Annotated in this window: 20 protein-coding genes, 1 pseudogene and 1 riboswitch; of the genes and pseudogenes, 13 read left to right on the top strand and 8 right to left on the bottom strand. The window is 76.1% G+C overall.

Translation table 11 applies throughout. The annotated features are described in order from the left end of the window. Positions 1-108: 108 nt before the first annotated feature. The 8 genes from PATMI_RS0125075 (at position 109) to PATMI_RS0125040 (ending at position 10,498) form a co-directional block, all read left to right on the top strand. Positions 109-1,425 carry an MlaD family protein gene (locus PATMI_RS0125075; RefSeq protein ID WP_026912896.1) on the top strand — a complete coding sequence of 439 codons (1,317 nt, stop codon included), beginning with the start codon at positions 109-111 and terminating at the stop codon, positions 1,423-1,425. Further along, positions 1,422-2,993 (top strand): MlaD family protein, encoded by a 1,572-nt coding sequence (locus PATMI_RS0125070; protein WP_026912895.1) that lies wholly within the window; start codon positions 1,422-1,424, stop codon positions 2,991-2,993. The genes PATMI_RS0125075 and PATMI_RS0125070 overlap by 4 nt, the downstream gene beginning before the upstream one ends. Continuing rightward, positions 2,993-4,372 carry an MlaD family protein gene (locus PATMI_RS0125065; protein ID WP_026912894.1) on the top strand — a complete coding sequence of 460 codons (1,380 nt, stop codon included), beginning with the start codon at positions 2,993-2,995 and terminating at the stop codon, positions 4,370-4,372. The genes PATMI_RS0125070 and PATMI_RS0125065 overlap by 1 nt, the downstream gene beginning before the upstream one ends. 43 nt (positions 4,373-4,415) lie before the next feature. Continuing rightward, positions 4,416-5,939, top strand: coding sequence for an MlaD family protein (locus PATMI_RS0125060; RefSeq protein WP_157260972.1), 1,524 nt, complete (start codon positions 4,416-4,418; stop codon positions 5,937-5,939). Positions 5,940-5,947: 8 nt separating this feature from the next. Further along, the gene (locus tag PATMI_RS0125055; RefSeq protein ID WP_026912892.1) at positions 5,948-7,315 is read left to right on the top strand and encodes an MlaD family protein; all 1,368 of its coding nucleotides are present in this window, start codon (positions 5,948-5,950) and stop codon (positions 7,313-7,315) included. After that, positions 7,312-8,763, top strand: a complete 1,452-nt coding sequence (locus PATMI_RS0125050; protein ID WP_026912891.1) for an MlaD family protein — start codon at positions 7,312-7,314, stop codon at positions 8,761-8,763. Before PATMI_RS0125055 ends, PATMI_RS0125050 begins: the two co-directional genes overlap by 4 nt. Positions 8,764-8,839: 76 nt before the next feature. Further along, complete coding sequence (locus tag PATMI_RS0125045) at positions 8,840-9,883, top strand: thioredoxin domain-containing protein (RefSeq protein WP_026912890.1); 1,044 nt, start codon at positions 8,840-8,842, stop codon at positions 9,881-9,883. A gap of 12 nt (positions 9,884-9,895) precedes the next feature. Next, complete coding sequence (locus PATMI_RS0125040) at positions 9,896-10,498, top strand: hypothetical protein (RefSeq protein ID WP_026912889.1); 603 nt, start codon at positions 9,896-9,898, stop codon at positions 10,496-10,498. A 4-nt stretch (positions 10,499-10,502) separates the two neighbouring features. On the opposite strand, the gene PATMI_RS0125035 is transcribed toward PATMI_RS0125040, so the two are convergent. Beyond that, the gene (locus tag PATMI_RS0125035) at positions 10,503-11,804 is read right to left on the bottom strand and encodes an aminotransferase class I/II-fold pyridoxal phosphate-dependent enzyme (RefSeq protein ID WP_026912888.1); all 1,302 of its coding nucleotides are present in this window, start codon (positions 11,802-11,804) and stop codon (positions 10,503-10,505) included. A gap of 158 nt (positions 11,805-11,962) precedes the next feature. On the opposite strand from PATMI_RS0125035, the gene PATMI_RS0125030 reads away from it, so the two are divergent. Both PATMI_RS0125030 and PATMI_RS0125025 read left to right on the top strand, forming a co-directional pair. After that, the gene (locus PATMI_RS0125030; protein ID WP_026912887.1) at positions 11,963-12,292 is read left to right on the top strand and encodes a hypothetical protein; all 330 of its coding nucleotides are present in this window, start codon (positions 11,963-11,965) and stop codon (positions 12,290-12,292) included. 35 nt (positions 12,293-12,327) lie between these two features. Further along, positions 12,328-13,401: a DNA-3-methyladenine glycosylase family protein gene (locus tag PATMI_RS0125025; RefSeq protein ID WP_026912886.1), complete on the top strand. Its 1,074-nt coding sequence runs from the start codon at positions 12,328-12,330 to the stop codon at positions 13,399-13,401. Between the two features lie 85 nt (positions 13,402-13,486). On the opposite strand, the gene PATMI_RS33220 is transcribed toward PATMI_RS0125025, so the two are convergent. Further along, on the bottom strand, positions 13,487-14,581 hold the full coding sequence (locus PATMI_RS33220) for an ABC transporter substrate-binding protein (RefSeq protein ID WP_051472264.1): 1,095 nt from the start codon (positions 14,579-14,581) through the stop codon (positions 13,487-13,489). A gap of 32 nt (positions 14,582-14,613) precedes the next feature. Continuing rightward, positions 14,614-14,722: riboswitch (TPP riboswitch) on the bottom strand. A 152-nt stretch (positions 14,723-14,874) separates the two neighbouring features. Between PATMI_RS33220 and PATMI_RS37055 the strand changes: the two genes are divergently transcribed. Next, positions 14,875-15,036 (top strand): hypothetical protein, encoded by a 162-nt coding sequence (locus tag PATMI_RS37055; protein ID WP_157260971.1) that lies wholly within the window; start codon positions 14,875-14,877, stop codon positions 15,034-15,036. A 49-nt stretch (positions 15,037-15,085) separates the two neighbouring features. On the opposite strand, the gene PATMI_RS0125010 is transcribed toward PATMI_RS37055, so the two are convergent. From PATMI_RS0125010 to PATMI_RS0125000, 3 genes are read right to left on the bottom strand one after another with little or no spacing between them, the layout of a single operon-like run. Continuing rightward, positions 15,086-15,898, bottom strand: a complete 813-nt coding sequence (locus tag PATMI_RS0125010) for an ABC transporter permease (protein WP_084270236.1) — start codon at positions 15,896-15,898, stop codon at positions 15,086-15,088. Next, on the bottom strand, positions 15,895-16,662 hold the full coding sequence (locus PATMI_RS33215; RefSeq protein ID WP_245604289.1) for an ABC transporter ATP-binding protein: 768 nt from the start codon (positions 16,660-16,662) through the stop codon (positions 15,895-15,897). Before PATMI_RS33215 ends, PATMI_RS0125010 begins: the two co-directional genes overlap by 4 nt. Positions 16,663-16,707: 45 nt before the next feature. After that, positions 16,708-17,229, bottom strand: a complete 522-nt coding sequence (locus PATMI_RS0125000) for a PaaI family thioesterase (protein ID WP_026912884.1) — start codon at positions 17,227-17,229, stop codon at positions 16,708-16,710. A 189-nt stretch (positions 17,230-17,418) separates the two neighbouring features. Here PATMI_RS0125000 and PATMI_RS0124995 point away from each other — a divergent pair, with 189 nt between their 5' ends. Then, positions 17,419-19,017: a sigma-70 family RNA polymerase sigma factor gene (locus PATMI_RS0124995; protein WP_026912883.1), complete on the top strand. Its 1,599-nt coding sequence runs from the start codon at positions 17,419-17,421 to the stop codon at positions 19,015-19,017. Between the two features lie 51 nt (positions 19,018-19,068). Here the strand turns inward: PATMI_RS0124995 and PATMI_RS0124990 are convergent, their stop codons facing one another. Together PATMI_RS0124990 and PATMI_RS33210 are read right to left on the bottom strand one after the other, a co-directional pair. After that, positions 19,069-20,490 carry a VWA domain-containing protein gene (locus tag PATMI_RS0124990; protein ID WP_245604288.1) on the bottom strand — a complete coding sequence of 474 codons (1,422 nt, stop codon included), beginning with the start codon at positions 20,488-20,490 and terminating at the stop codon, positions 19,069-19,071. A gap of 175 nt (positions 20,491-20,665) precedes the next feature. Further along, the gene (locus PATMI_RS33210) at positions 20,666-21,571 is read right to left on the bottom strand and encodes an AAA family ATPase (protein ID WP_036729997.1); all 906 of its coding nucleotides are present in this window, start codon (positions 21,569-21,571) and stop codon (positions 20,666-20,668) included. A 112-nt stretch (positions 21,572-21,683) separates the two neighbouring features. On the opposite strand from PATMI_RS33210, the gene PATMI_RS0124980 reads away from it, so the two are divergent. Beyond that, positions 21,684-21,980, top strand: coding sequence for a hypothetical protein (locus PATMI_RS0124980; protein ID WP_026912881.1), 297 nt, complete (start codon positions 21,684-21,686; stop codon positions 21,978-21,980). Positions 21,981-22,042: 62 nt separating this feature from the next. Here PATMI_RS0124980 and PATMI_RS38060 read toward each other — a convergent pair. Beyond that, a pseudogene (locus tag PATMI_RS38060) lies at positions 22,043-22,519 on the bottom strand (hypothetical protein); the annotation flags it as partial.

Genomic DNA, 22,519 nt, shown 5'->3' with positions numbered 1-22,519 from the left:
CGCCCGGCCGCCCGACCGGTGCCGACGACCCCGCCCCCCTCATCGACCGGTCCCGACGGGCCAGCGTCCTCCTGGCGCCCACGGGCCGCTGCGGCGCTCACCGTCCTCGTGGTCGCGGTCCTCGCGGTCCTCGTGCTCGCCTCGCGCGACCGACCACACCGCTACCTGCTGGCCCTGCCGAACGCCGGGCAGCTCGTGAACGGGGACGAGGTCCGGGTCGGTGGCCGGCGCGTCGGGACGATCGGCGACCTGCGGCTCGCGCGGGACCGCACGGCGCTCGTCGACCTGCACGTCGACGACGACGTCGCGCCCCTGCACGAGGGGACCACGGCCACGGTCCGCGCACCGTCGCTGTCGGGCATCGCCAACCGTTACGTCTCCCTCAGCCCGGGCCCCAACAACGCGCCGGAGCTCGCGGACGGCGCCACGATCGCGCCCGACCGCGTCACGCAGATCGTCGACGTCGACCAGCTGTTCTCGGCCCTCGACGCGCCGACCCGCCGCGGGCTGCGGAAGCTGATCCGCGGGGCGTCGCGGACGACCGCCGGGCGCGAGCGGCTCGCGAATGCGACCCTCGAGCAGCTGAACCCGGCGCTGCGCTCGGGCCGTGCGCTGTTCGCCGAAGTCGCGGCGGACGCCCCGGCGCTCCGGACGTTCCTGGAGAGCTCGTCCCGCGTCGTCGGCGCCCTCGCGCTCGAGAAGGGGACGCTGACGGGCCTCGTCGGCCACGCCCGCACCACCGCCGCCGACGTGGTCGCGCAGGAGTCCGCCGTCGACGCCGCGCTGGACCGCCTGCCCGGGACCCTGCGCGCCGGGCAGCGGACGCTCGGCGGGCTGAACACCACGCTGGCGACCGCTGACCCCCTCGTCGACGCCGCGCTCCCCGCGACCCGGCGCCTCGCCCCGCTCCTGCGACGGTTCCGGCCGCTCGCGCGCGCCGCGGTCCCCACGATCTCCGACACGCGGAGGCTCGTCCGCAGCCCCGGCCGCGAGAACGACCTGATCGACCTGCTCCGACGGACCCCCGGGCTGGCCGACGCCGCGGTCCCGGCGCTCCGCGACGCGGCCTCGACGGCCACGGCCGCCCGCCCGGTGGCCCGGTTCGTCCGGCCGTACACGCCCGACTTCGTCGGCTGGCTGCGCGACTTCTCCCAGGCGTCGGCCGGGTACGACGCCAACGGGCACTACGCGCGGATCCAGCCGATCATCAACGAGAACGCGGTGGTCGGCGACAGCGTGCTCGGCCCGGCGGTGCGGAGCCTCGTCGGCCTGCTCGGGCCGGCCGCCGGCACCGGGGCGCAGGACGTCGGAGCGCGCCGCTGCCCCGGCACCGCCACCCAGATCCGTCCCGACGGCTCCAACGACCCGACGAAGAGCGACGAGCCGCTCGACTGCGACGAGAAGGCGGTGCTCCCCGGCCCATGAGGCGTCGCGCGCTCACCGTCGTGCTCGGACTCCTCGTCCTCGCGGTCGCCGTCGTCGTGCTCACGTCCTCGTCGGACGACGGGCGGGACGACGGCGCCTACCGGGTCCGGGCGATCTTCGACAACGCGTTCGCCGTCATCCCGGGCGAGGAGGTCCGCGTCGCCGGCGCCCGCGTGGGCAAGGTCGACGACACCGACGTCACCCCGGACCGCAAGGCCGTCCTCGTGCTCCGGATCGACGACCGCGCGTTCCAGGACTTCCGCTCCGACGCCGAGTGCACGATCCGCCCCCAGTCGATCATCGGCGAGCGCTACGTCGAGTGCACGCCGACGCAGCCGCGCGGCACCGGCAGCACGCTCCCGGCGCCCCTGCGGACCGTCACGGTCGACGGGCAGCACCAGCAGCTGCTCCCGGTCTCGCGCACGACGAAGCCGATCGACCTCGACCTCGTCGTCGGCATGAACCGCCTGCCCGAGCGTCAGCGCACCGCGATCCTCCTCAACGAGCTCGGCGTCGGTCTCGCGGCCCGGGGGCCCGCGCTCCGCCGGGCGATCCGCGCCGCCCTCCCGGGCCTGCGGGAGACCGACCGCGTCCTCGCGCTCCTGCGCTCGCAGAGCGACGGGCTGCGCCGGCTCGCCGCCGACGGGGACCGCGCGCTCCGCCCCGTCGCCGCGGAACGGGCGGCGCTCGGGAACGTCGTCTCCCGCGCCGCCGACCTCCAGGACGCCGTCGCCGACCGTCGGACCGACCTGGACACCGACCTGCGGCGCCTGCCCGCGACGCTCGCGCAGCTGCGCCCGACCGCCCGCGAGCTCTCGCGCCTGTCGCGTCAGGGCGCTCCCGTCGCCCGCGACCTCCGCCGCACGGCGCCCGCCGGGCTCGAGGTGCTGCGCGCCCTGGACCCGTTCGGGAAGGCGGCGATCGAGCCGGTGGAGGACCTCGGCCGGACCGCCGACCGCGCCCGCACGACGCTGGAGGACGCCGACCCGACGATCCGCCGGCTCGGCACCGTGGCCCGCACCGCCGCGCCGGTGCTGCGGAACGCCCGCGCGCTGACGACGTCGCTGGAGGACACCGGGGGGTTCAAGCGGATCCTCGACTACGGCTACTTCCAGGTCCTCGCGATCAACGCGTTCGACGACGTCGGCCACTACCTGCGGATCAACGCGACCGTCAGCCCGTGCAGCGTCTACGCGACGACGCCCGTCGCCGGCTGCTCCGCGCGGTACGGCGACGTCGCGGGGACGCGGTCCGCCGCCGGGAGGGCCCGCCGCGCGGGGGAGACCCCCGAGGCGACGCTCGCCCGCCGCGTGCTGTCGGGCGAGTCGCCCGCAGCGGTGCTACGGGACGCCCGCGGCGACGCGCGGTTCCGCCAGGTGGTCCTGCGGCTCGAGCGGCTCGCCGACCGGCGCGGCTCGACGGCCCCCGTCCGGCCGCGGACGTCGGGCTCGACCACGCGCGGATCGGACGCGCCGATCGAGGTGCAGGACGACCCGATCCCCGGCGCGACCTCGCCCGTCGACGCCGCCTCGCGGCTCCTGCGCACCCTCCTCGGGACGGGCGACTGATGCGCCGGAAGAGCTCGATCGTCGCCAACCCGGTCCTCATCGGCGCCGCCGCGGTGCTCCTGGCGATCGTCGCGGTCGTCCTGGCGTACAACGCGAACCGCGGGCTGCCGTTCGTGAAGACGTACGACATCCGCGCCGAGGTGCCGAGCGGCCAGAACCTGCTCCCCGGCGGCGACGTGCGGCTCGGCGGCGCGCGGGTCGGCCAGGTGGCCGACGTCACCCCGACCCGCGATCCGCGGACCGGCCGGATCCACGCGACGCTCGAGCTGAAGCTCGACGAGGGCGTGGGGCCGCTCCCGACCGACACCACCGTGCTCGTCCGGTCGCGCTCGGCGCTCGGGCTGAAGTACCTCGAGCTGACCCGCGGGCGCTCGCGCACGACCGTGCCCGACGGCGGCGGGCTCACGCTCGCGCAGGCGACCGTCGAGCCCGTCGACGTCGACCAGATCACCGCCGCGTTCGACGACCGGACCCGTCGCGCGTACCAGCGCGGCAACCACGAGCTCGGCGACGCGCTGGCCGGCCGCGGCGAGGCGCTCGGCTCGGCCGTCGACGCGTTCGGGCCGTTCCTCGACGACCTCGCGCCCGTGATGCGCAACCTCGCGGACCCGGCGACCGCCCTCTCCGGGACGATCGGCCTCCTCGGACGCACCGCGGGCGAGGTCGCACCCGTCGCGGGCACCCAGGCGAGCCTGCTCCGGCACCTCGACGGGACGCTCACGCCGCTGGCCCCGGTCGCCCGCCCCGAGCTCCAGGACGCCGTCAGCACCGCGGCCCCGCTCGAGGGCTCGGTGATCCTGCGGTCGCCGCAGCTGCGGCCCTTCATGCGCCGGACGCGCAGGCTCCTGAACGACCTGCGCCCCGGGCTGCGGTCCCTGCGGGTTGCGGCGCCGGACATCGCGGGGGCGCTCGGCACCGGCACGCGGACGCTCCCGCGCCTGCCGCAGCTGACCACCCGGCTCGACGGCGCCCTGCGCTCCGCAGACCGGCTCGCGAAGGACCCGCTGACGCCGAGGAGCCTCGATGCGCAGACGCGCGCGGCGAAGGTCCTGTCGCCGGTCCTCGACCAGCTGACGCCCGCGCAGGTGACGTGCAACGCGATCACGCTGTTCGGGAAGAACCTCGCGAACCACCTGTCGGAGGGCAACAGGTACGGCACGTGGGAGCGGATCCTCTTCATGCTCGCGCCGCAGCAGACGACGCCGACCGCGAAGCCCGCCGCCGACCTGAACTACGACCCCTACCCGAACGTCGGGCAGCCCGGCGCGCCCGTCGAGTGCGAGAGCGGCAACGAGCCGTTCGCGCCCGGCGGTCGGATCGGGAACGTGCCCGGGAACCAGGGCACGACCGTCGACCGCAGCCCCGGGCTGGAGAAGTAGCGTGCGCCTCCGCCGACGGACCCGCAGCGCCCAGGCGCCCGGCATGAACCCGCTCCTGGCGGGCGCCCTCGCCCTGCTCGTGCTGGCCCTCGTGATCGCCGTCGGCGTCACCAAGGGCCACGTCCCGGGCACCCACGGCACGCGCGTGAACGCCGTCGTCGCCGACACCCAGGCCATCGCGAAGGGCTCCCCGGTCCGCATCGCCGGGATCGCGGTCGGCAAGGTCACCGCCGTCGACGCCCGGGGCGACGGCACCACGTCGGTCGTGCGAATGGACCTGACGAAGGACGTCCCGTCGATCAGGGCCGACGCGACGCTGAAGATCCGGCCCCGGATCTTCCTCGAGGGCAACTTCTTCGTCGACCTGCAGCCCGGCTCGCCACAGGCCCCGGCGCTCGGCGAGAACGGCACGCTCCCTATCACCCGGACGTCGTCCGCGGTCCAGGCCGACCAGCTCCTGACCGCGCTCCCGAGCACCGTCCGGGGGGACCTCCGGCGGACGATCGTCGGCTTCGGCGACGCGCTCGAGGACCCGCCGTCGGCCGCCGACGCCCTGAACCGCACCTTCGACGACGCGCCGGTCGCGCTGCGCACCACGCGGACGAACCTGGACGCCCTGCGCGGGGTGCGGCAGGACGATCTCTCCGCGCTGGTCCGCTCGACCGGGGCCGTCACCTCCGGCCTGGTCCCGCGGCTCACGCAGCTGCGGGGCGCCGTCCGCGCCCTCGACACGACGACCGCGGCGCTGACCGCCGACCGCGGGGCGCTGCAGCGCACTCTGGCCGAGCTCGCACCGACGCTGGAGCGCGCCGACGGCACGTTCACCGCGCTGGACGCGGCGTTCCCGGGGGTCCGCAGCCTCTCCCGTGCCCTCGTCCCCGGCGTCCGCGAGACCGGGCCCACGGTCGACGACGCCCTGCCGTGGGTGGCCGCCGCCCGACGCCTGACCGCCAAGGGCGCGCTGCGCGGGTTCGTCCGCGAGCTGCGCCCCACGGTCCCCGTCCTCACGCGCCTGACGACCGAGGGGCGGGCCCTGTTCCCGCAGCTGGACGACGCCGCGCTGTGCCTGAGCCGCGTCGTGATCCCGGCCGGCAACCAGAAGATCGAGGACGGGAGGTTCACCACCGGCCGCGAGCTCTACAAGAGCTTCTTCCACGGCCTCGTCGGCCTCGCCGGCGAGGGGCAGAACAGCGACGGCAACGGCCCGTACGCCCGCGTCCAGACCGGTCTCGGGCCGAACCTCCTCGACTTCGGCCCCGTCGGCGAGCAGGGGAACCTCCTCGCGGCCGCCGCCGACGCCCCGATTGGCGTCCGCCCGGTCCGCCCGAGCGCCCGTCCGCCCTACCGCGACGACGTGGCGTGCCGCACGCAGCCCGTGCCCGACGCCAACGCGGCCCGTTCCGCACCCGGCGACGCCGCCGCGGTCGTCGGGCGCGCCAACGGGACGGCCCCCCGCGGCCGGGCCGCCGTCGGGGCGTCCAGCGCCGCCGACGACGAGCGCCTGACCCGCGGCCTCGGCCGGGCGCTCGGCGCGCTGCGCTCCACCGGCAAGGAGGACGACCGATGATGCGCGCGATGCGGAGCCACGGCCGCTGGGTGGCCGTGATCGCCTTCAACGTCCTGCTCGCCGCCGGCGTCGCGATCTTCATCCTCGGCAAGCAGCGCGTCGCCTTCCCGTCGTGGCTCCCGGGCGGCCAGGACCGCGTCGGGTTCCACGCCGTCTTCTCGACCGGTCAGTCGCTGACCCCGGGCCAGGGCCAGACGGTCACGATCGCCGGGATCGACGTCGGCGACATCACCGACGTCCGGGTGCAGGACGGCAGGGCGCGCGTCGGGTTCCGGCTGCGCCCGAAGTACGCCGCGATGATGCGCACCGACGCCAGCGCGCTGCTGCGCCCGAAGACCGGCCTCAACGACATGGTGCTCGAGCTCGACCCGGGGACCCCGTCCGCGCGGAAGGTGCGGGCCGGCGCGACGATCGCCGAGTCCCGGACGACCCCGAACGTCAACCCCGACGAGATCCTCGCCTCGCTCGACGTCGACACCCGGTCCGCGCTCCAGCTGCTGCTCTCCTCGACGGGCACCGGCGTCGGGTCGGCGGAGCGCGCCCGCGACCTCTCCCGGGCGATCCGGGAGACCGGGCCGGTCACGCGCGACCTGCGCCGGGTCGGCGAGGCCCTCGAGGACCGCGCCGCCAACACCAGGCGCGCCGTCCGCAGCCTCCGGCTGGTCAGCGGCGAGCTCGCGCGCCGCCGCACCGACGTCGTCCGCGCCGTCGAGACGACGAACACCGTCGTCGGGACGGTCGCCGACCGCAGCGCCGAGCTCCGCGCGTCGCTGCGCGCCCTCCCGGCGACCCTGCGCACCACGCAGGCGGCGCTGACCGACACCGCCGGCCTGGCGGCCGAGCTGCGGCCCGCCACCAGCGCCCTGCTGCCGGTCGCCGACGCACTGGCCCCCGCGCTGCGCTCGACGCACCCGTTCCTCGAGCGGACGACGCCTGTCCTCACGGACCAGCTGCTGCCGCTCACGGAGGAGACGCTCCCGACCGTCCGGCGGCTGCGGAGCGCCGTCGCCGCGACGAACGCCGTCGCCCCGGACGCGACGGCGACGCTCCGGCGGCTGAACACGGCCGGGAACATGCTCGCCTACGACCCGCCCGGCGACGAGCAGGGCTACCTCTTCTGGGCGCAGTGGCTGTCGCACCTCGCCCCGTGGATCTTCAACACCCAGGACGCGAACGGTCCGATCCGCCGCGGCCAGCTGATGTTCACCTGCGACACGCTGAAGGACCTCGCGGGCGTGGGGCAGGTCAACCCCCTCGCGTCGCTGCTCGACGGCGCCTTCGGGACCCTCGCGCAGGGCGGCTCCTGCCCGATCGGGCCCGGCGGCGGGTCCGATCTGACGACGACGCCCCGCGCGGGCGGGAAGGGCGGCCGATGAGCACGCGCTCGCCCGGGATCGCCCGGATCCTCGTGATGGTGGCCTTCGCGGGCTCCTGCTTCGGCCTGCTGCTGTTCCTCTGGACGTCGTTCGGCGGCTCCGTCCCCCTGCGGGCGCAGGGCTACCGGATGCACGTGACCTTCACGGAGGGCGCGCAGCTCGTCACCGAGTCCGACGTCCGGATCTCCGGCGTGCCGGTCGGCAAGGTCAAGTCGATCGACACCGACCGGCGGACCGGGCGCTCCGACGTCGTCCTCGAGATCCGGCCGCGCTTCGCGCCCGTACCGCGGGACACCCGCGCCACGCTGCGGAGCAAGACGCTGCTCGGCGAGACCTACGTCGAGCTCTCTCCCGGCACCGCGACCGCGGCGAAGGTCCCCGACGGCGGGACCCTCGGCGCCGGACGCGTCAGCGAGACCGTCGACTTCGACGAGGTGCTCAGGACCTTCGACCCCCGGACGCGCCGGGCGCTCCAGGACGGCCTGCAGAGCTCGGCGACGGCGCTCCAGGGTCGCGGCGCGGACCTCTCGGCGTCGATCGGCACGCTCTCGCCCTTCGCGCAGGACGGCGGGACGCTGCTCCGGATCCTCGACGACCACGAGCAGGCCGTCCGACGGCTCGTCCGGGACGGCGGCGTGGCCGTCGGGGCGCTCAGCGAGCGCCGCGGCGACCTCGCCGGGCTGATCGACGACGCGAACGGGCTCTTCGCCATCACCGACCGGCGCTCCGCGGGCGTGCGCCAGGCGATCACGGCGCTGGCGCCGTTCCAGCGCCAGGCCCGCCGGTCCGTCGAGCGGCTGGCCCGCTTCCAGCGCAAGGCCGACCCGCTCGTCGCCCGGCTCGCCCCCGTCGCGCAGGAGCTCTCGCCGACGCTCGACGACCTCCGCCGGCTCTCGCCCGACCTCCGCGGCCTGTTCGGCGACGTGTCGCCGCTCGTGAACGCCTCGGCGGCCGGCGTCCCGGCGCTCGGGCGCACCACCGACGCGCTCCGGCCCGCCCTCCAGCAGCTCGAGCCGCTGCTCCGGGAGACGAACCCCGCGGCCGCGTTCGTCGCGCGCTACCCGGGCGAGCTGCGCTCGTTCTTCACGAACGCCGCGGCATCGCTGCAGGCGTCGTCGACCGGCGCCGACGGACGGCGCTACGGCTACCTCCGGCTGATCACCCCCATCAACGGGGAGAACGTCGCCGTCCAGCGGCAGCGGCTCCCCACCAACCGCCCGAACGCCTACGCCCAGCCGGGCGTCTTCTCCGGCCTCGGCGCCGGGCTGCCCGTGCTCGAGGGCCGGCAGTGCGGCCGCTCCACGTCCACGACCGGCGCGGCGTCCGGGCTGCTCCAGCTGCTCGGCGGCGCGACCGCGACGGCCGCGCCCCCGTGCGTGCAGCAGGCGCCGTTCACCGCGGCGGACGGCAGCCGCACGGACGTCCCGAAGGTCCCCGCCGACCGCTGAGCGGGACGACGCTCCGCCCCGCGATCGCGGGGCTCGTGGCCCACGGAGGTCCGCGACGCGCGAGGATGGACCGTCGATGACCGACGAGCGCCCCGACGAGCCGGACGAGCACGGCGACCCGCGGTCGGAGGACGGTGGGAACGAGGACCCGTTCGCGTTCCCGGACGACTCGCGTCCGTCCGGCGGCGGGCCCGGCGATCACCGGGCCCGGGACGCCGGCGGGACCGCCGACGAGGACCCGTTCGCGTTCCCCGGCTCCGAAGGGCCCGCGGACGACCGGCCGGACGCCGCGCCCGGCGCGACCGACGGTCCCGCCGTGGCACCCGTCGGCGCCGACGACACCACCGCCGCAGCCCCCTCCCGGCGGCGGCGCCGCGGCCGCCCCTCGGCCGCCAGGCGCTCCGACGACGAGGCCGCGCGCATCCGCGCGGCCGCCGAGGCCGCGTCGGCCCGGGCCCAGGCCGTCGGCGTCCGCTGGCTCGCCGTGGCGGGCATCGTCCTCGTGCTCCTCGTCGGCGTGACCACGCTGATCGGGGGCCGGGACGGCGGCCCGACCGGCGGCGACGTCGCCGCGGGCGAGCAGCTCCCCGACTTCGCGGCCCCGCTCGCGACCGCGCCGAAGCTCGACCGGGACGACGTGAACGTCGCCCAGAAGGACGGCCAGGGGGAGGCCGGCAAGTACGCGGCGTGCTCGATCAGGAACCCGTCGGTCGTCACCTCCTGCGCGCTCCTGGACCGTGGCCCGCTCGTCCTCGTGCTCTTCAGCCGCGGCGTCCAGCAGTGCGTCGACGCGGTCGACCTGCTCGACCGCGAGCGCCGCCGCTTCCCGACGCTGCAGACGCTGGCGGTCGCCACGCTGGGGCAGCACGACGCGACGGCCGAGACCGCCGCCTCCCGGCGCTGGACGCTCCCCGTCGCCTACGACCGCGACCGCGGCTTCTCCGCGCTGCTGGGCGCCCCGGCGTGCCCGCTGGTGCTGTTCGTCCGCCGCGACGGCACGGTCGAGAAGCGGATCATCGGCCGGCTGAGCACCGACGCGCTCGTGCGTGCGATGCGCGGTCTCGCACGATCCGCCGCCCCGCCGACGACGACGGTCGACGCGACCCCTCCCGGCCGATAGCCTCGGTGCGTCGTGGCCCAGCCGAAGAACAAGAAGCGTCGATCCCGCAAGCGCGCCCGCGCGGCCTCCGGAGGCGGCGCGCCGGCCAAGGGGACGGCGACCTCGTCCGGCACCGCGGCCCCCGGGCCCAAGCCCCAGCCGGCGAAGGCGAAGAAGGTCACCCAGGCGCAGCGCGCGCAGAAGGCCCGCGAGGCTCGGAAGGCCGCGCCCGGCCCGCCGTCGGTGAAGGCCGACCGCAGCGAGGCCCCGCAGGCGATCTGGCACCCGCTGCCGATCACCGAGGTCCTGATCCTCGTCGGGCTCGTCGTGGCCGTCGTCGGCCTGTTCTCCAAGAGCACCGGCCTCGTGCTCGGCGGTCTCGCGCTGCTGGTGCTGAGCTCCCTGGAGCTCGCGGTGCGCGAGCACATGGCCGGCTACCGCTCGCACTCGTCCCTGATCTCGGCCGTGTGCGCGATGGTCAGCGCCGTCGGCCTGGGCCTGCTCCTGAACGTCGCGAACGTCGGCCTGCCCCAGTGGCCGCTGCTCTTCGTCGCGATCTTCGTCTTCGCGGGGACGTTCCGCGTGATGCGGCTGAAGTTCAAGGAGAAGAGCGGCGGCCTGACGTACCGCGTCTAGCCGCTCAGCGGTGGAGGTCCGGGCCCGGCAGCTCGCCGTGCTCGGCCTCGAAGTCGCGCTTGACCCGGCCGAAGATCTCGAGCGCGCGGTCGAGGTGCTCGCGGGAGTGGGTCGCCATCACCGACGTGCGCAGCGCGGCGCCGGACGGCGGCACCGCGGGGTGCAGGGCGGTGTTGACGAAGACCCCGGCGTCGAACAGGGCGCGCCACAGCAGGACGGCCTTCCAGTCGTCGCCGACGGTCACGGTCACGATCGGCGTGACGATGTCGGTCTCCGGCGCACCCGCCGGGTTCACGCGCTGCGGCTGCAGGACGGCGTAGCCGAGGTCCTCGAGCCCCTGGCGCAGGTACCGGCCGTTGTCGAGGACGGCGCCGGTGAGCGCCGGGCCCTCGTCGGAGCGCACGATCCGGAGCGCCGCGAGCGCCGCCCCGACGGCCGCGGGCACGGCCGATGCGGTGAACAGGAAGGACCGCGAGCTGATCCGCAGGTACTCGACGACCTCGTGCGAGCCCGCGATGAAGCCGCCGCAGGACGCCAGCGACTTCGAGAACGTCCCCATCCGGAGGTCGACCTGCTCCTCGACGCCGAGCAGCTCGCTGGTGCCGGCCCCCCGGGCGCCGAGGACGCCCGCGCCGTGGGCCTCGTCGACCATCAGCCGGGCGCCGTAGCGCTCGCAGAGCGCGGCGATCTCGGGAAGCGGGGCGATGTCGCCCTCCATGGAGAACACGCCGTCGACGACGACGAGGACGCCGCCGCCGTCGCCCTGGGCGCGCTGGAGCTGCTTCTCGAGCTTGTCGAGCTTGTTGTGGCGGAACGGGCGCAGCTTCGCCTTCGACAGCAGGCAGCCGTCGAGGATCGACGCGTGGTCGCCGGAGTCGGCGACGACGGTGTCCCCGGGCGCCAGGATCGTCCCGAGCGCGCCGACGTTCGCCTGGTGGCCGGTGGAGTAGACGATCGCCTCCTCGGTGCCCATCCAGTCGGCGATCTCCTCCTCCAGCTGGACGTGGAGCGGGATCGTGCCGTTGAGCAGGCGCGACCCGGTGAGGCCGGTGCCGTAGGCGTCGATCGCGCCGTGGGCGGCGGCGATCACGCGGGGGTCCGAGGTCAGGCCCAGGTAGTTGTTGGAGCCCAGCTGGATCTTCTCGGCACCCTCCATCGTGACGACCGGCAGCGCCGGGCTGTCCTGCACGTGGAAGTACGGCAGCAGGTTGGCCTCACGCGCCGCCGCCAGCTGCTCGGCGCGCTCGTGGCCGCGGACCTTGGCGAAGACGTCGACGGGGGCTGCGGGTGCGGAGGAGTCGGTCATGGCGCTCCTTGGTTGTACACCGGCCGGGGGCCTTCGGTACTGCCGAGGGGCCTTCCCGGGCCCACGACGGGCGCGCGGGGGCGACCGGCACGGCCCCGCCGGCGTCGGCTCCCGAGCGCCCGGCGGGGACGACCGCGGGCGCCGCTATCCTCGGCGGCGTGCTGCCCCCCGAGACCGCGCTGAACGGCCAGGACGACGTCGTCGTCGAGCTCGTGGACGCCGAGCTCGTGTCCCCGGCGCCCGACGAGGGCTCCGCGGTGACCACGGGCCGGAGCGAGGTCCGGGAGCTCGCCCGCCGCAACCCCGCCGTGGTCGCCGCGACGGCCGCCGCGGCCGTCGGCACGGGGTTCGTGGCGGGGGTGATCGCCACCGCCGTCGTCTCGCACAAGGTCTCGGCGGTCCGCGGTCGACGCGACGCCCGGCGCCTGCCCCCCGTCGTGGGATCCCGGCGGTTCCTCGTCGACGTGCACCTGCTCGGCGACCGCTGACCCCGCCGTCCGCCCGGCGGCGTAGCCTGCCCGGCGTGATCGAGGTCCGTGCCGAGGTCGGCCCGGCCGGTCCCTACCGCCTCCCGCGCTCCTCGGCCGACGGGCTCCTGCGCCGTCGGGACGGCGTGCTCTTCCGCTACGTGCGCTCCGGCGGGCACGACGTGCTCCTCCGGGCCGCGCAGCTGCGCGACGGCCGGGTGGTGCTCGGCGCCCGGGCGGACGGGGGAGGGGAGGGCGATCCTCGGCGGGCCGCCGCGTCCGCACTCGCCCGCTGGCGCTTCGGGCTCGGCGTGGACCTCGACCTCGCGCCGTTCGTGGCGGCCCACAAGGACGATCCGCTCATCGGGCCGTCGATCCGCACGCGGCCGTGGCTGCGTCCGGGCCGGCGGCTGTCGGTCTTCGAGGCGCTGCTCTGCGCCGTGTGCGAGCAGCTGATCGCCTACGAGGACGCCGTGCGGATCGAGCGGCGCCTGATCGCCCGCCACGGCACGGTCCGGGCGCCCGACGTCGCGACCCACCCCCGGCTCCGGGACGCCCCCGACGCGGAGGCCGTGGCCGACGGCCTCGTCCCCGCGCACCTCGAGGGCTGCGGGCTGGCCCCGAAGCGGGCCGTCGCGCTCCATCGCGCGGCGCGGGAGATCGCCTCGGGCCGCATCGACGCCGGCCCCGGCTGCGACCCCGACCGCGTCCTCCTGCGGCTCGGGCGGCTCCCGGAGATCGGCACGTGGACCCTCGCGCTCGTGGCCTCCCAGGCGCTGGGCCGGCACGACCGCCCGCCGTCCGGTGACCTCAACCTCCGCAAGGCGCTCGGGCGGATCCTCACCGGCGACCCCCGGGCCCGGGTGCCGGAGCAGGAGGTCGACGCCTGGCTGGACCGCTACGCGCCGTACGGGGCGCTGGCGGCGGTCCACGTGATGGCCACGCGCCCGGAGGTCCTCGCGGGCCGGGGCGCCGTCACGGTCCCCGCCGCCGGGGCCGCCCGCGCTCCGCGGCATCCCGCGGCGGCCGGGGCGCCGGTGGTCGTGCGGGCTCCGTCGCCCCGGGCCCCGGACGTCGTCGCGGCGGGAGTCGCGGCGCCCCCGCGGGACGCGGCGCCCGTCGCGGCCTGAGCGCGCCGCGGCGTCGTCGACGCGGGACCGCGACCGCCCGACGGGCGTGGGGCCGGACGCCCCGGCGCGTCCGGCCCGCCCGCGGCTACTCGCCGCGGTAGCCCGGCAGGCTCTGGTCCGGGCGGGCCGAGCCGTCCGGCGTCTTGCGGCCGACGCCCGCGCCCTCACCGGCGAGGAAGTCCGTCGTGACGACGTTGTCGAGCGGGAGCTGCTTCTTCAGGAGGCCGTTCTGCAGCATCCACTGGGCGTAGTCGGCCCACTGGTCGGTGTCGAGCCAGCCCCAGGGCTGCTTCGCGTTCTTGCCGGTGGGGAAGAACGCGTCGACGGTCTTCGCGACCGCCGCCTCCTGGAGCTTCGGGTCGAGGTCCTCGTTGGCCTTCAGGAGCGGATTCACGCCCTCCGACGGGTTCTTCCGGACCACCTGGTAGCCCTGGCCGATCGCGCGGACGAGGCGCCGGATCGAGGACTCCTTCTTCGTCAGGGTGTCCCCGCGGGCGACGAGGACGAGCTCCGCGTACGACGGCACCCCGAGCTTGTCGACCGGCGTGATCCGCGGATCCCGCTTCTTCTGCTGCAGCTCGACGCCCTCGACGTTCCAGAAGCCGCCGAGCGTGGCGTCGACCTTGCCCGAGACGAGGGCCTGGTCGAGGTTGAACCCGACGTCCACGCGCTTGATCGACGACGGGGAGATCCCGGCGGACTTCGCGATCGTGTCGAGGTAGGCGTTCTGGTACGGGATCCCGGCCGTGCCGACCGTCTTGCCCTCGAGGTCGGCGGGCTTCGCGATGCCGGCCTTCGGCAGGCTGATCAGCGACGTCAGGGGACGCTGGACGACGCCGGCGATCGCCACGACGTTCTGGCCCTGGGCGCGGGCGAGCAGGACCTCGGGCTCGTAGGAGATGCCGACGTCGACCTTGCCGGTCTCGACGAGCTTCAGGACGGTGGCCGGGTCGTCCGGGGTCTTGACGTCGACGTCGAGACCGGCCTTCGTGAACGCGCCGCTGCTCTGCGCCTGGAAGATCCCGGCGTGGTCGGCGTTCGGCAGGTAGTCGAGCAGCAGCGAGAGCTTCGCCGCCGGGGGCTTCGAGGTCCCCGCGACGTCCTCGCTGCGCTCGCCGCAGGCCGCGAGGCCGAGCGTCGTGGCGACCGCGGCGAGCAGGACGAGCGGTCGGCGCGTCATCGGCCGGTCCCTCGCGTGCTCAGCGGTCCGTCGGATCGTTCCATCGTGCTCCCTCCGCCGGTATGAGCCGGATCAGGTCGTCGGGTCGGCGCGGACCCGGCGCCCTCTCAGCCCCCGCCTGGGACTCCCCGGTTCTTCAGACGCGTCGAGGGTATCGGCTCGACCGCCCGCCCCGCCGCACGCCGCGGGCCGGGCCCGGGCGGCGACGCAAGTCCGGTGGACGGATGACGGAGACACCAGCTCGATACGGTTTCGTACCGGCTTTGGTTCGAGGCGCAACCACACTGGATCCCATGCTGATCGTCCTGCTCCTGCTCGTGGCCTGGGTCGCCGTCAACGTCGCGCTCCTCGGGGCCGTCGCCTACGCCGATCGTTCAGGTCAGCGCCGCGTCGTCGAGGTCGCTGCCGCGGAGCGCCCGGCCCGTCGGGCCGGCGTCGCCGCGACCGGCCGGTAGTCCCCGCGGCCCGGTCGGCATCGCGGCGTCGCACCCGACGCCCGTCCGCTCAGCCGCGCCGCCCGCTGTGCGCCCAGGGCGCCGCGAGGCGCTGCAGGACCGCCAGCGCCCCGGTCGTGACGACGGCGAAGACGGCGAGGATCGCCACCGCCGCGAACGCCCGCGCGGTGTTCAGCTGGGCCGTCTGGATCACCCCGCCGAGCCCGCCCTCTCCCTGCTCGTAGCCCGCGTACTCCGCGAAGATCGCCGCGATCCCGGCGATGGCGACCGACACCTTCGCTCCCGAGAGCGCCGCCGGCAGGGCCGCCGGGAGCTCCACCCAGCGCAGGAGCTGGAGCCGCGAGGCCCCCATCGTGCGCAGCAGGCGCGGCAGCTCCGGGTCGACCCGCTCCAGGGCGTCGAGCGTCGCGATCGTGACCGGGAAGAAGCAGATGATCGCCACGATCGCGAGCTTCGGCGCCAGCCCGAAGCCGAGCCAGAACACGAGGACGGGGGCGAGGACCGGGAGCGGGATCGCCTGGGTGCCGATCACCAGCGGGCCGAGCAGCGCCCGGACGACGCGCGAGAGGTGCATCGTCATCGCCAGGAGCGCTCCGACCACCAGCGCGATGGCCAGGCCGAGGAGGATCTCCTGCGCGGTGCGCTGGAACGCGTGCCACAGGAGGTGGCGGTCGTCGTGCAGCGCCGTGAGCACGGTGGTGGGCGCCGGCAGCAGGATCTCGTCGACGTCGGCGAGGCGGACGTACGCCTGCCAGCCGCCGAGGAGCAGCAGCGGGCCGAGCACGCCCAGCAGGACGCGGACGCCGCGGGGCAGGGGGCGCCGGTCGCCGGACGGCCGCGACGCGCGGGGCGCGGGGCTCACGGGATGCCCCCGCGCCCGGCGGCGATCGCGTCGTGGAGCGCGTCGCGCACCGCGGTCCGGGCCGCCAGCACCGACGGGTCGGCGACGTCGCGCCCGGAGCGCGCGCCCTCGACCGCGAACGTCCCGGTCACGCGCGCAGGGCGGGGCGACAGGACGACGACCCGGTCGCCGAGCAGGACGGCCTCCTCGACGTCGTGCGTCACGAGCAGCACGCCGCGCGGTCGCTCGTCCAGGAGTCGCGCGAGCCACGCGCGGAGCTCCTCGCGGGTGATGGCGTCGAGGGCGCCGAAGGGCTCGTCGAGGCACAGCAGCTCGCGGTCGGTCGCCAGGGCGCGCAGGAAGGCGACCCGCTGGCGCATGCCCCCGGAGAGCTGGTCCGGGCGGCTGCGGGCGAAGCGCCCCAGGTCGACGTGGTCCAGGAGCTCCTGGGCGCGCCCGCGGGCCTCCTTGCGGCCGGTGCCCGCGATCCGGAGCGGCAGCGCGACGTTGTCCCGTGCGTCGAGCCAGGGGAGCAGCAGGTCCCGCTGGGGCATCAGCGCCGCGGGCCGGGCCGTCACCGTCCCGGCGTCCGCGGGCTGGAGCCCGCAGACGAGCTCGAGCAGCGTCGACTTCCCGCAGCCGGACGGCCCGACGAGCGCGACGACCTCGCCCGGGCCGATCTCGAGGTCGATCCCGTCCAGGACGGGCAGCGCGCCGAGACTGCGCGACACGCTACGGGCGACCAGCGGGGCGGCCCCGGAGGCCGGGAGGTCGTCGGAGCTCACCGGCGGCCCAGGGTACCGGCCGTCCCGGGGGCGCCGCCGGCGCGGCTACGCGGGGGCGATGATCAGCAGCGAGCTCTGGGCGGTGGCCAAGACGCGTCCCGCGGCGTCGCGGACGTCGCCCTCGGCGAAGGCGACGCGCCGGCCCGCCTTCGTGACCCGGCCGCGCACGCGGAGCTCGCCGACGTCTGCGTGGGCCGGGCGCAGGTAGTTCACCTTGATCTCGATCGAGGTGTACGCGACGCCCGCGGGCAGGGTCGTGTGGACCGCGCAACCCAGGGCGGAGTCGAGCATGGTGCAGACGTAGCCGCCGTGGACCATCCCGATCGGGTTGTAGACGGACTCGTCGGGCGTCCCCACGAACTCGGCGACGCCCTCGGCGAGTTCGCCGAGATCGAAGCCCATCAGGCGGGCGATGGGTGGCGGCGGGATCTCGCCGGCGGCCACGCGACCGAGGAACTCGAGCCCGGGCAGGTCGGCGCCGGCGCGGGCGGTCAGCAGCGGGTCCTCCCAGGTGATCGTCTTCCGACGGGTCCCGGGAGCAGCCGGCGGCTTGGCGGGTTCGTTCATGCTACGGACTCTACCGGGCGTCGTTCCGCCGCCGCGGGCGAGGGACGGGGCCGTGCCGCCGCGACGGAAGAAGCGACGGCGGCCCGCGGATCGGGCATCATGAACGGGACCGTTCCGCGGGCCCTGTCCACGGGGACGCCCGATCCCGATGTCCGTCCGTCGATCAGCCGGCCCGCCCGGCCTCCGTCCATGAGCGCCCCGGAGCTCCCGCGTCCGCGGGAGCGGGCCCACGGGGTGGAGCGCCGGGCCCGCAAGGTCCTCGAGCGCGACTACGAGCGCCTCCGCGCGGCGACGTGCTCCGCCGTGGAGCGCAAGCTCAGCCGGCTGGGGGCCCGGGTCGACCCCGCGGACATCGATCCGGCCTACAACCTGGCGTGGCAGGCCCTGTACGCGAAGCTCGCGTCGGGCGACGAGGTCGAGAACCCCGCGGGCTTCCTGACGCAGGCGACGTTCTTCCGGGTCGTCGACGAGCACCGCGGCCGCCGGGGCGACCGCCGCGAGGACGTCGATCCCGCGACGCTCGCCGCGCCGCACCGCGACATCGAGGACCGCCTCGACGACGAGCGCCGGCTCCGCGAGCTGGCCGAGGGCATGCGCGCGCGCCTCGGCGAGCGCGAGCGCCGCGCCGCGGTCCTCTGCTACCTGCACGGCTACTCGCGGGACGAGGCCGCTGACGAGCTCGGCATCCGCGCCTCGCGGATGCAGAAGGTCATGGACCGGGCGTCGAAGGTCGTCCGGTCGGTCGTCGAGGAGGTCAGCGGCGACGAGTGGTGCGCGTCCCAGCGGTCGCTGATCACGGCCTACGCGCTCGGCGTCCTCGAGCAGGGCGGTCCGCGCCACGTGCTGGCCCGCGACCACCTCCGGGAGTGCTCGGGCTGCCGGGCCCGCGTCCTGGCGCTCCGCGGGATCGGCGCGGCGGTCCCGCCGATCGTGCTCCCGTGGGCCGCGGTCGGCCTGAGCGCCACCCAGGTCCCGGCGGTGCTGGGAGGGACGGCCGCGGTCGGCGGGGCGTCGGTCGTCGGCGCCGGCGCGGCGGCGTCCGTCGGCGGCACGGCGACCGTCGCGACCGGGGGAGGGTCCGGGTTCGGCGGCCTCCTCGCGGGGATCGGCACGCAGGCGGGCATCATCACCGGCGCGGTGGCGTCCGTCGCGGCGGTCGCGACCGCGGCCGCGGTGCTGCCCGGCGGCGGCGACCGGAAGGCGTCGGCCGCGCCGACGACCACCGCCCCGCCGGTCGCGTCCGCGCCGCCGGCGGCGACGCCGGCCGAGCGCCGGGCCACGGTGCGGACGACGCGCCGCGCGCTCCGGTCGACGGGCCGCGACGCCGGGCGGGCGCTGCGGGCCGGCGGCACCGGGCTCCGCGCCGTCACGGATCCGGCCGGTCCGACCTCGGTCGCCGCGGCACCCGCGGACGATCCGGCACCCACCGCGACGACGGACCCCACGCCCCCGACGACGACCGACACGGACGAGGCGACGCCGAGCGCGCCGACCACCACGACCGAGTCGCCCGCCCCCGGCACGACGGAGCCGACGGAGCCGACCGTCGCGTCGCCCGCCGAGGAGCCCACCCCGACGGCGGCCGCGGATCCCGGCCCGGCCCCCACGCCGACGACCTCGTCACCCGTGCTCCCGGCGCTCCCCACGGTGACCGTGGGCTCCGACGGCGTGACGCTCGCCGTGCCGATCCCCGGACAGGGCTCGGGCACCGTGACGCTCGGCGGCCCGTCGGGGCTGACCGTCGCCGTCCCGCCGGTCGTCGGGCTCCCGGGGATCAAGGTCCCCTGACCCGGGCCCGACCGTCGGACCGGGCCTGCGCCGCCGGGAGCGGCGGCGGACCTACCGGGGCGGCCGGCCGGGGGCGGGCGCGGTGACGACGCTCGAGGTGAGCGCGGTGACGAACTCCTCGAGCTGGTCCGCGGTCCAGCACTCGTGGACCTGGCAGTACGGGCGGTAGCGGCTGATCACCGAGTCGCCGTAGTCCCAGTAGAGCGCGGGCTCCGGGTTCAGCCAGAACGCGCGCCCGGCGCGCTCGGCGATCTGCGCGAACGCGGCCTCCGCCGGATCGCGGCCGTTGGTGCGGGCGTCGCCCAGCACGATGACCGTCGAGCGGGGGTTCAGGTCGTCCTCGGTCTGCTCGAGGAACTCGCGCCAGACCCGCCCGTAGTCGGTGTAGCCCGTGACGTCGGCGACCCCGGCGTCGCGGCCGATGGCGAGCGACACCTTCGCGAAGTCGCGCTCGCGCTCGAACAGCTCGGTGACCTCGGAGATCCGCTCCACGAACACGAACGAGCGCATCTTCCGGAACGCGTCGTGCAGCGCGTGGAGCACGGAGAGGAAGAACAGCGAGGCGCTCGTCACCGACGTGGAGACGTCGCAGAGCACGAAGATCTCGGGCCGGCGCGGGCGGATCGCGCGCTCCTTGACGACGACGGGGACGCCGCCGGTCTGCAGCGACGCGCGCATCGTGGCGCGCAGGTCGACCTGGGTCCGTCGGCGCTGGCCGCGGAGCTCGTGCCCCTGGGTGTTCAGGCGGCGCTTGAGCTGGCGGACGACCCGGTGGATGTCGGCGAGGCTCTGCCCGGCGCCCGTGGGCAGGGCGCGGTCCATCTGGTTCAGGGCCCGTGCGGGAGGCAGCTCGCCGAGCCGCTCGATCCTGCGGCGCTCGAGCTCGCGCCGGAGCGCCTGCTCGAACTCGCGGATGCCCTCGCGCGGCAGGCCGTCACGCCGCGGGTCGCCCTCGGGGGCCTCGGGGTCGGCCTCGGGCTTCAGGTCCAGCGCGCGCCGGATCCGCTGGACGTCGACGCCGACCACGCCGGTGTCGTTGACGCGGCCGCCGACGCTGCCGATCGCCAGCGACGCGAGGTCGCCCATCTGGCCGCTGGCGCCGTCGGCGATCGCGCGCGCGATCGCCTCGCGGACGGCGTCCAGGTCGGGCGGCCCGGAGTCCCCTTCGCCCTCGCCCTCCCCGTCGACGCCCTCGCCGTCGCCCGAGACCTCGTCCGCCTCGCGGTCGGACTCGGGGTCGTGCCCGGCGGCGGCGTGCCGGACGGCCTCGAGCTCGGCCGCGCGGAAGAAGAACCGGTCGAAGACGAGGTCGAAGACGTGGCGGTCCTCCGGCGACTTCGCCAGCGTCGCGGCGAGCGTCTCCTTGAAGTCCTCGCGGGCCGACCACCCGATCGCCCCGAGCGCGACGGTCGCGTCGAGCAGCTCGCTGGTGCCGACGGCCATGCCCTCCCCGCGGAGCTCCTCCGTGAACACGACGAGCTGGCCGGCCAGACCGCCGGGGACCGGCCCCTCGACGTCGGCGTGGATCGCCGCGCGCCGCAGCTGCCGCGGGCTCAGGGCCTTCTGGGGTCGGGAGGACGGTGGGGAGATCGGGGAGCCCGGAGGGTCGGCGGTGGGAGGATCGGCGCTGCCGGCGCGGGTCCGGCGGTCAGCCGGCGGTCGCGCCGGACTCGGGCAGGCGCAGGCCGATGCGCTCGGCCACGAGGTCGAGGTCGGTCCGGTGCTTGACGATCACCGAGAGCGTGTCGCGGAAGACGTCCTGGTCGATGTCGTCGGCCCCCAGCAGGAGGAGCGCGCGGGCCCAGTCGATGGACTCCGCGATCGACGGCGGCTTCTTCAGGTCGAGCGCGCGGACGTCCGCGATGACCTCGACGAGCCGGCGCGAGAACGACGCCGAGAGCCCGGGCACGCGGCCGCGGACGATCTCGAGCTCGTGCTCCAGTTCGGGGTAGTCGAGCCAGAGGTAGAGGCAGCGGCGCTTCAGCGCCTCGGTCAGCTCGCGCGAGTTGTTCGACGTCAGCAGCACGATCGGCTGCGACGTGGCCTCGATCCGGCCGAGCTCGGGGATCGTGATCTGGAAGTCCGACAGGAGCTCGAGCAGCATCGCCTCGAACTCCTGGTCGGTCTTGTCGATCTCGTCGATCAGCAGGACCACCGGCGTCGGGCTGGCGATCGCGCGCATCAGCGGCCGCTCGAGCAGGAATTCGTGGCCGAAGACGTCGTCGTCGAGCGTCGCCGCACCGTCACCGGCCGCGGTGCGCGCCTGGATCGCCAGCAGCTGCTTGCGGTAGTTCCACTCGTAGAGGGCCTTGGCCTCGTCGAGCCCCTCGTAGCACTGCAGGCGCACGAGATCGCGGCCGAGGACCTCGGCCAGGGCCTTCGCGAGCTCGGTCTTCCCGACGCCGGCGGGCCCCTCGACGAGGACCGGCTTGTCGAGTTGGACCGCCAGGTGGGAGACCAGCGCGGTGCGGGCTCCCGGCAGGTACCCGACGCCGCGCAGTGCGGTGGCGAGCTCGTCGACGGTCGAGGGAACGGCGGACACGGTCCTCCGCATCATAGGACCCGGTCGCCCGGGGGCCCGTGCCGTTCCGGCCCGTCGCCGGTTCGAGCCCGCCGGTCGGAGCGGTCCGCCGCACACCGGGCCGGGCCTGTGGGATCCTCGGATCGTGTCCTCGCTCCCGCTCGCGGTCTCGATCTCCGCGCAGACCGTGGTCGTCCTCATGGCGATCGCCGTCGTGCTCGCGATCCTCGGCCACCTGACCCGGCTGCGGTCCCTGCTCGCGACCGGGCTCGTGCTGCTCTTCCTGGCGACCTTCGGGATGATCATCGGCGGCTTCGGCGCCTGGCAGGACGCCCCGGGCCCCGCGCCCGACACCCTGCGCCCGACGAGCCTGCCGCCCGCGGACGGGTCGATCGGCGACGCGAAGCAGGACGCCGAGCGCGGCGTCGACAAGAACCCGTAGCCGCGGGGGGCGGGCCCGGTCGCGCGGCCGGGCGCCACGCCGGCGACGGGCGCCGCCGTCGCTCAGCGGTCGTCCCGGCGCCGGCGGCGGCGCCCGAAGCGACTCCCGGACCCGGGTGCCGGGACCTCCGGCGGCCGGAGCCGGGTGGGCTCCTCGGCGGGGGCGTCCTCCGGGCGTCGCCCGGAGGACGCGTCGGGCTCCGCGGGCCGGGGCGGCGTCGGGCGGCGCCGGGACGGGGGTACCGCCGGCGGCGGGGGCGGCAGCTCCTCGTCGTCGTACGCCCAGGACCGCGACGGCGGACGCGAGTCGGGCCCGGGATCGCGCGGGTCCGGGACGCGGCGCGTCCGGTCGTCGGGGCCCGGCCACGACGGCCGCGGCGGCGGGTCCTCGCGGTCGTAGCGCGGGTCGGGCGTGCCGCGGTCGTACCGGGGATCGGGTGCGCCGCGGTCGTACCGCGGGTCACGCCCCCGGTCGTAGCGGGGGTCGGGCGCGTCGCGGTCGTACCGCGGATCGGGGCCGCGGTCGTAGCGGGGGTCGGG

Origin of the sequence: Patulibacter minatonensis DSM 18081, from assembly GCF_000519325.1 — a bacterium.
In the GTDB taxonomy this organism is placed as follows: domain Bacteria; phylum Actinomycetota; class Thermoleophilia; order Solirubrobacterales; family Solirubrobacteraceae; genus Patulibacter; species Patulibacter minatonensis.
Note: the sequence above shows the minus strand (reverse complement) of the source record. Positions and strands in the feature narration are given on the sequence as shown.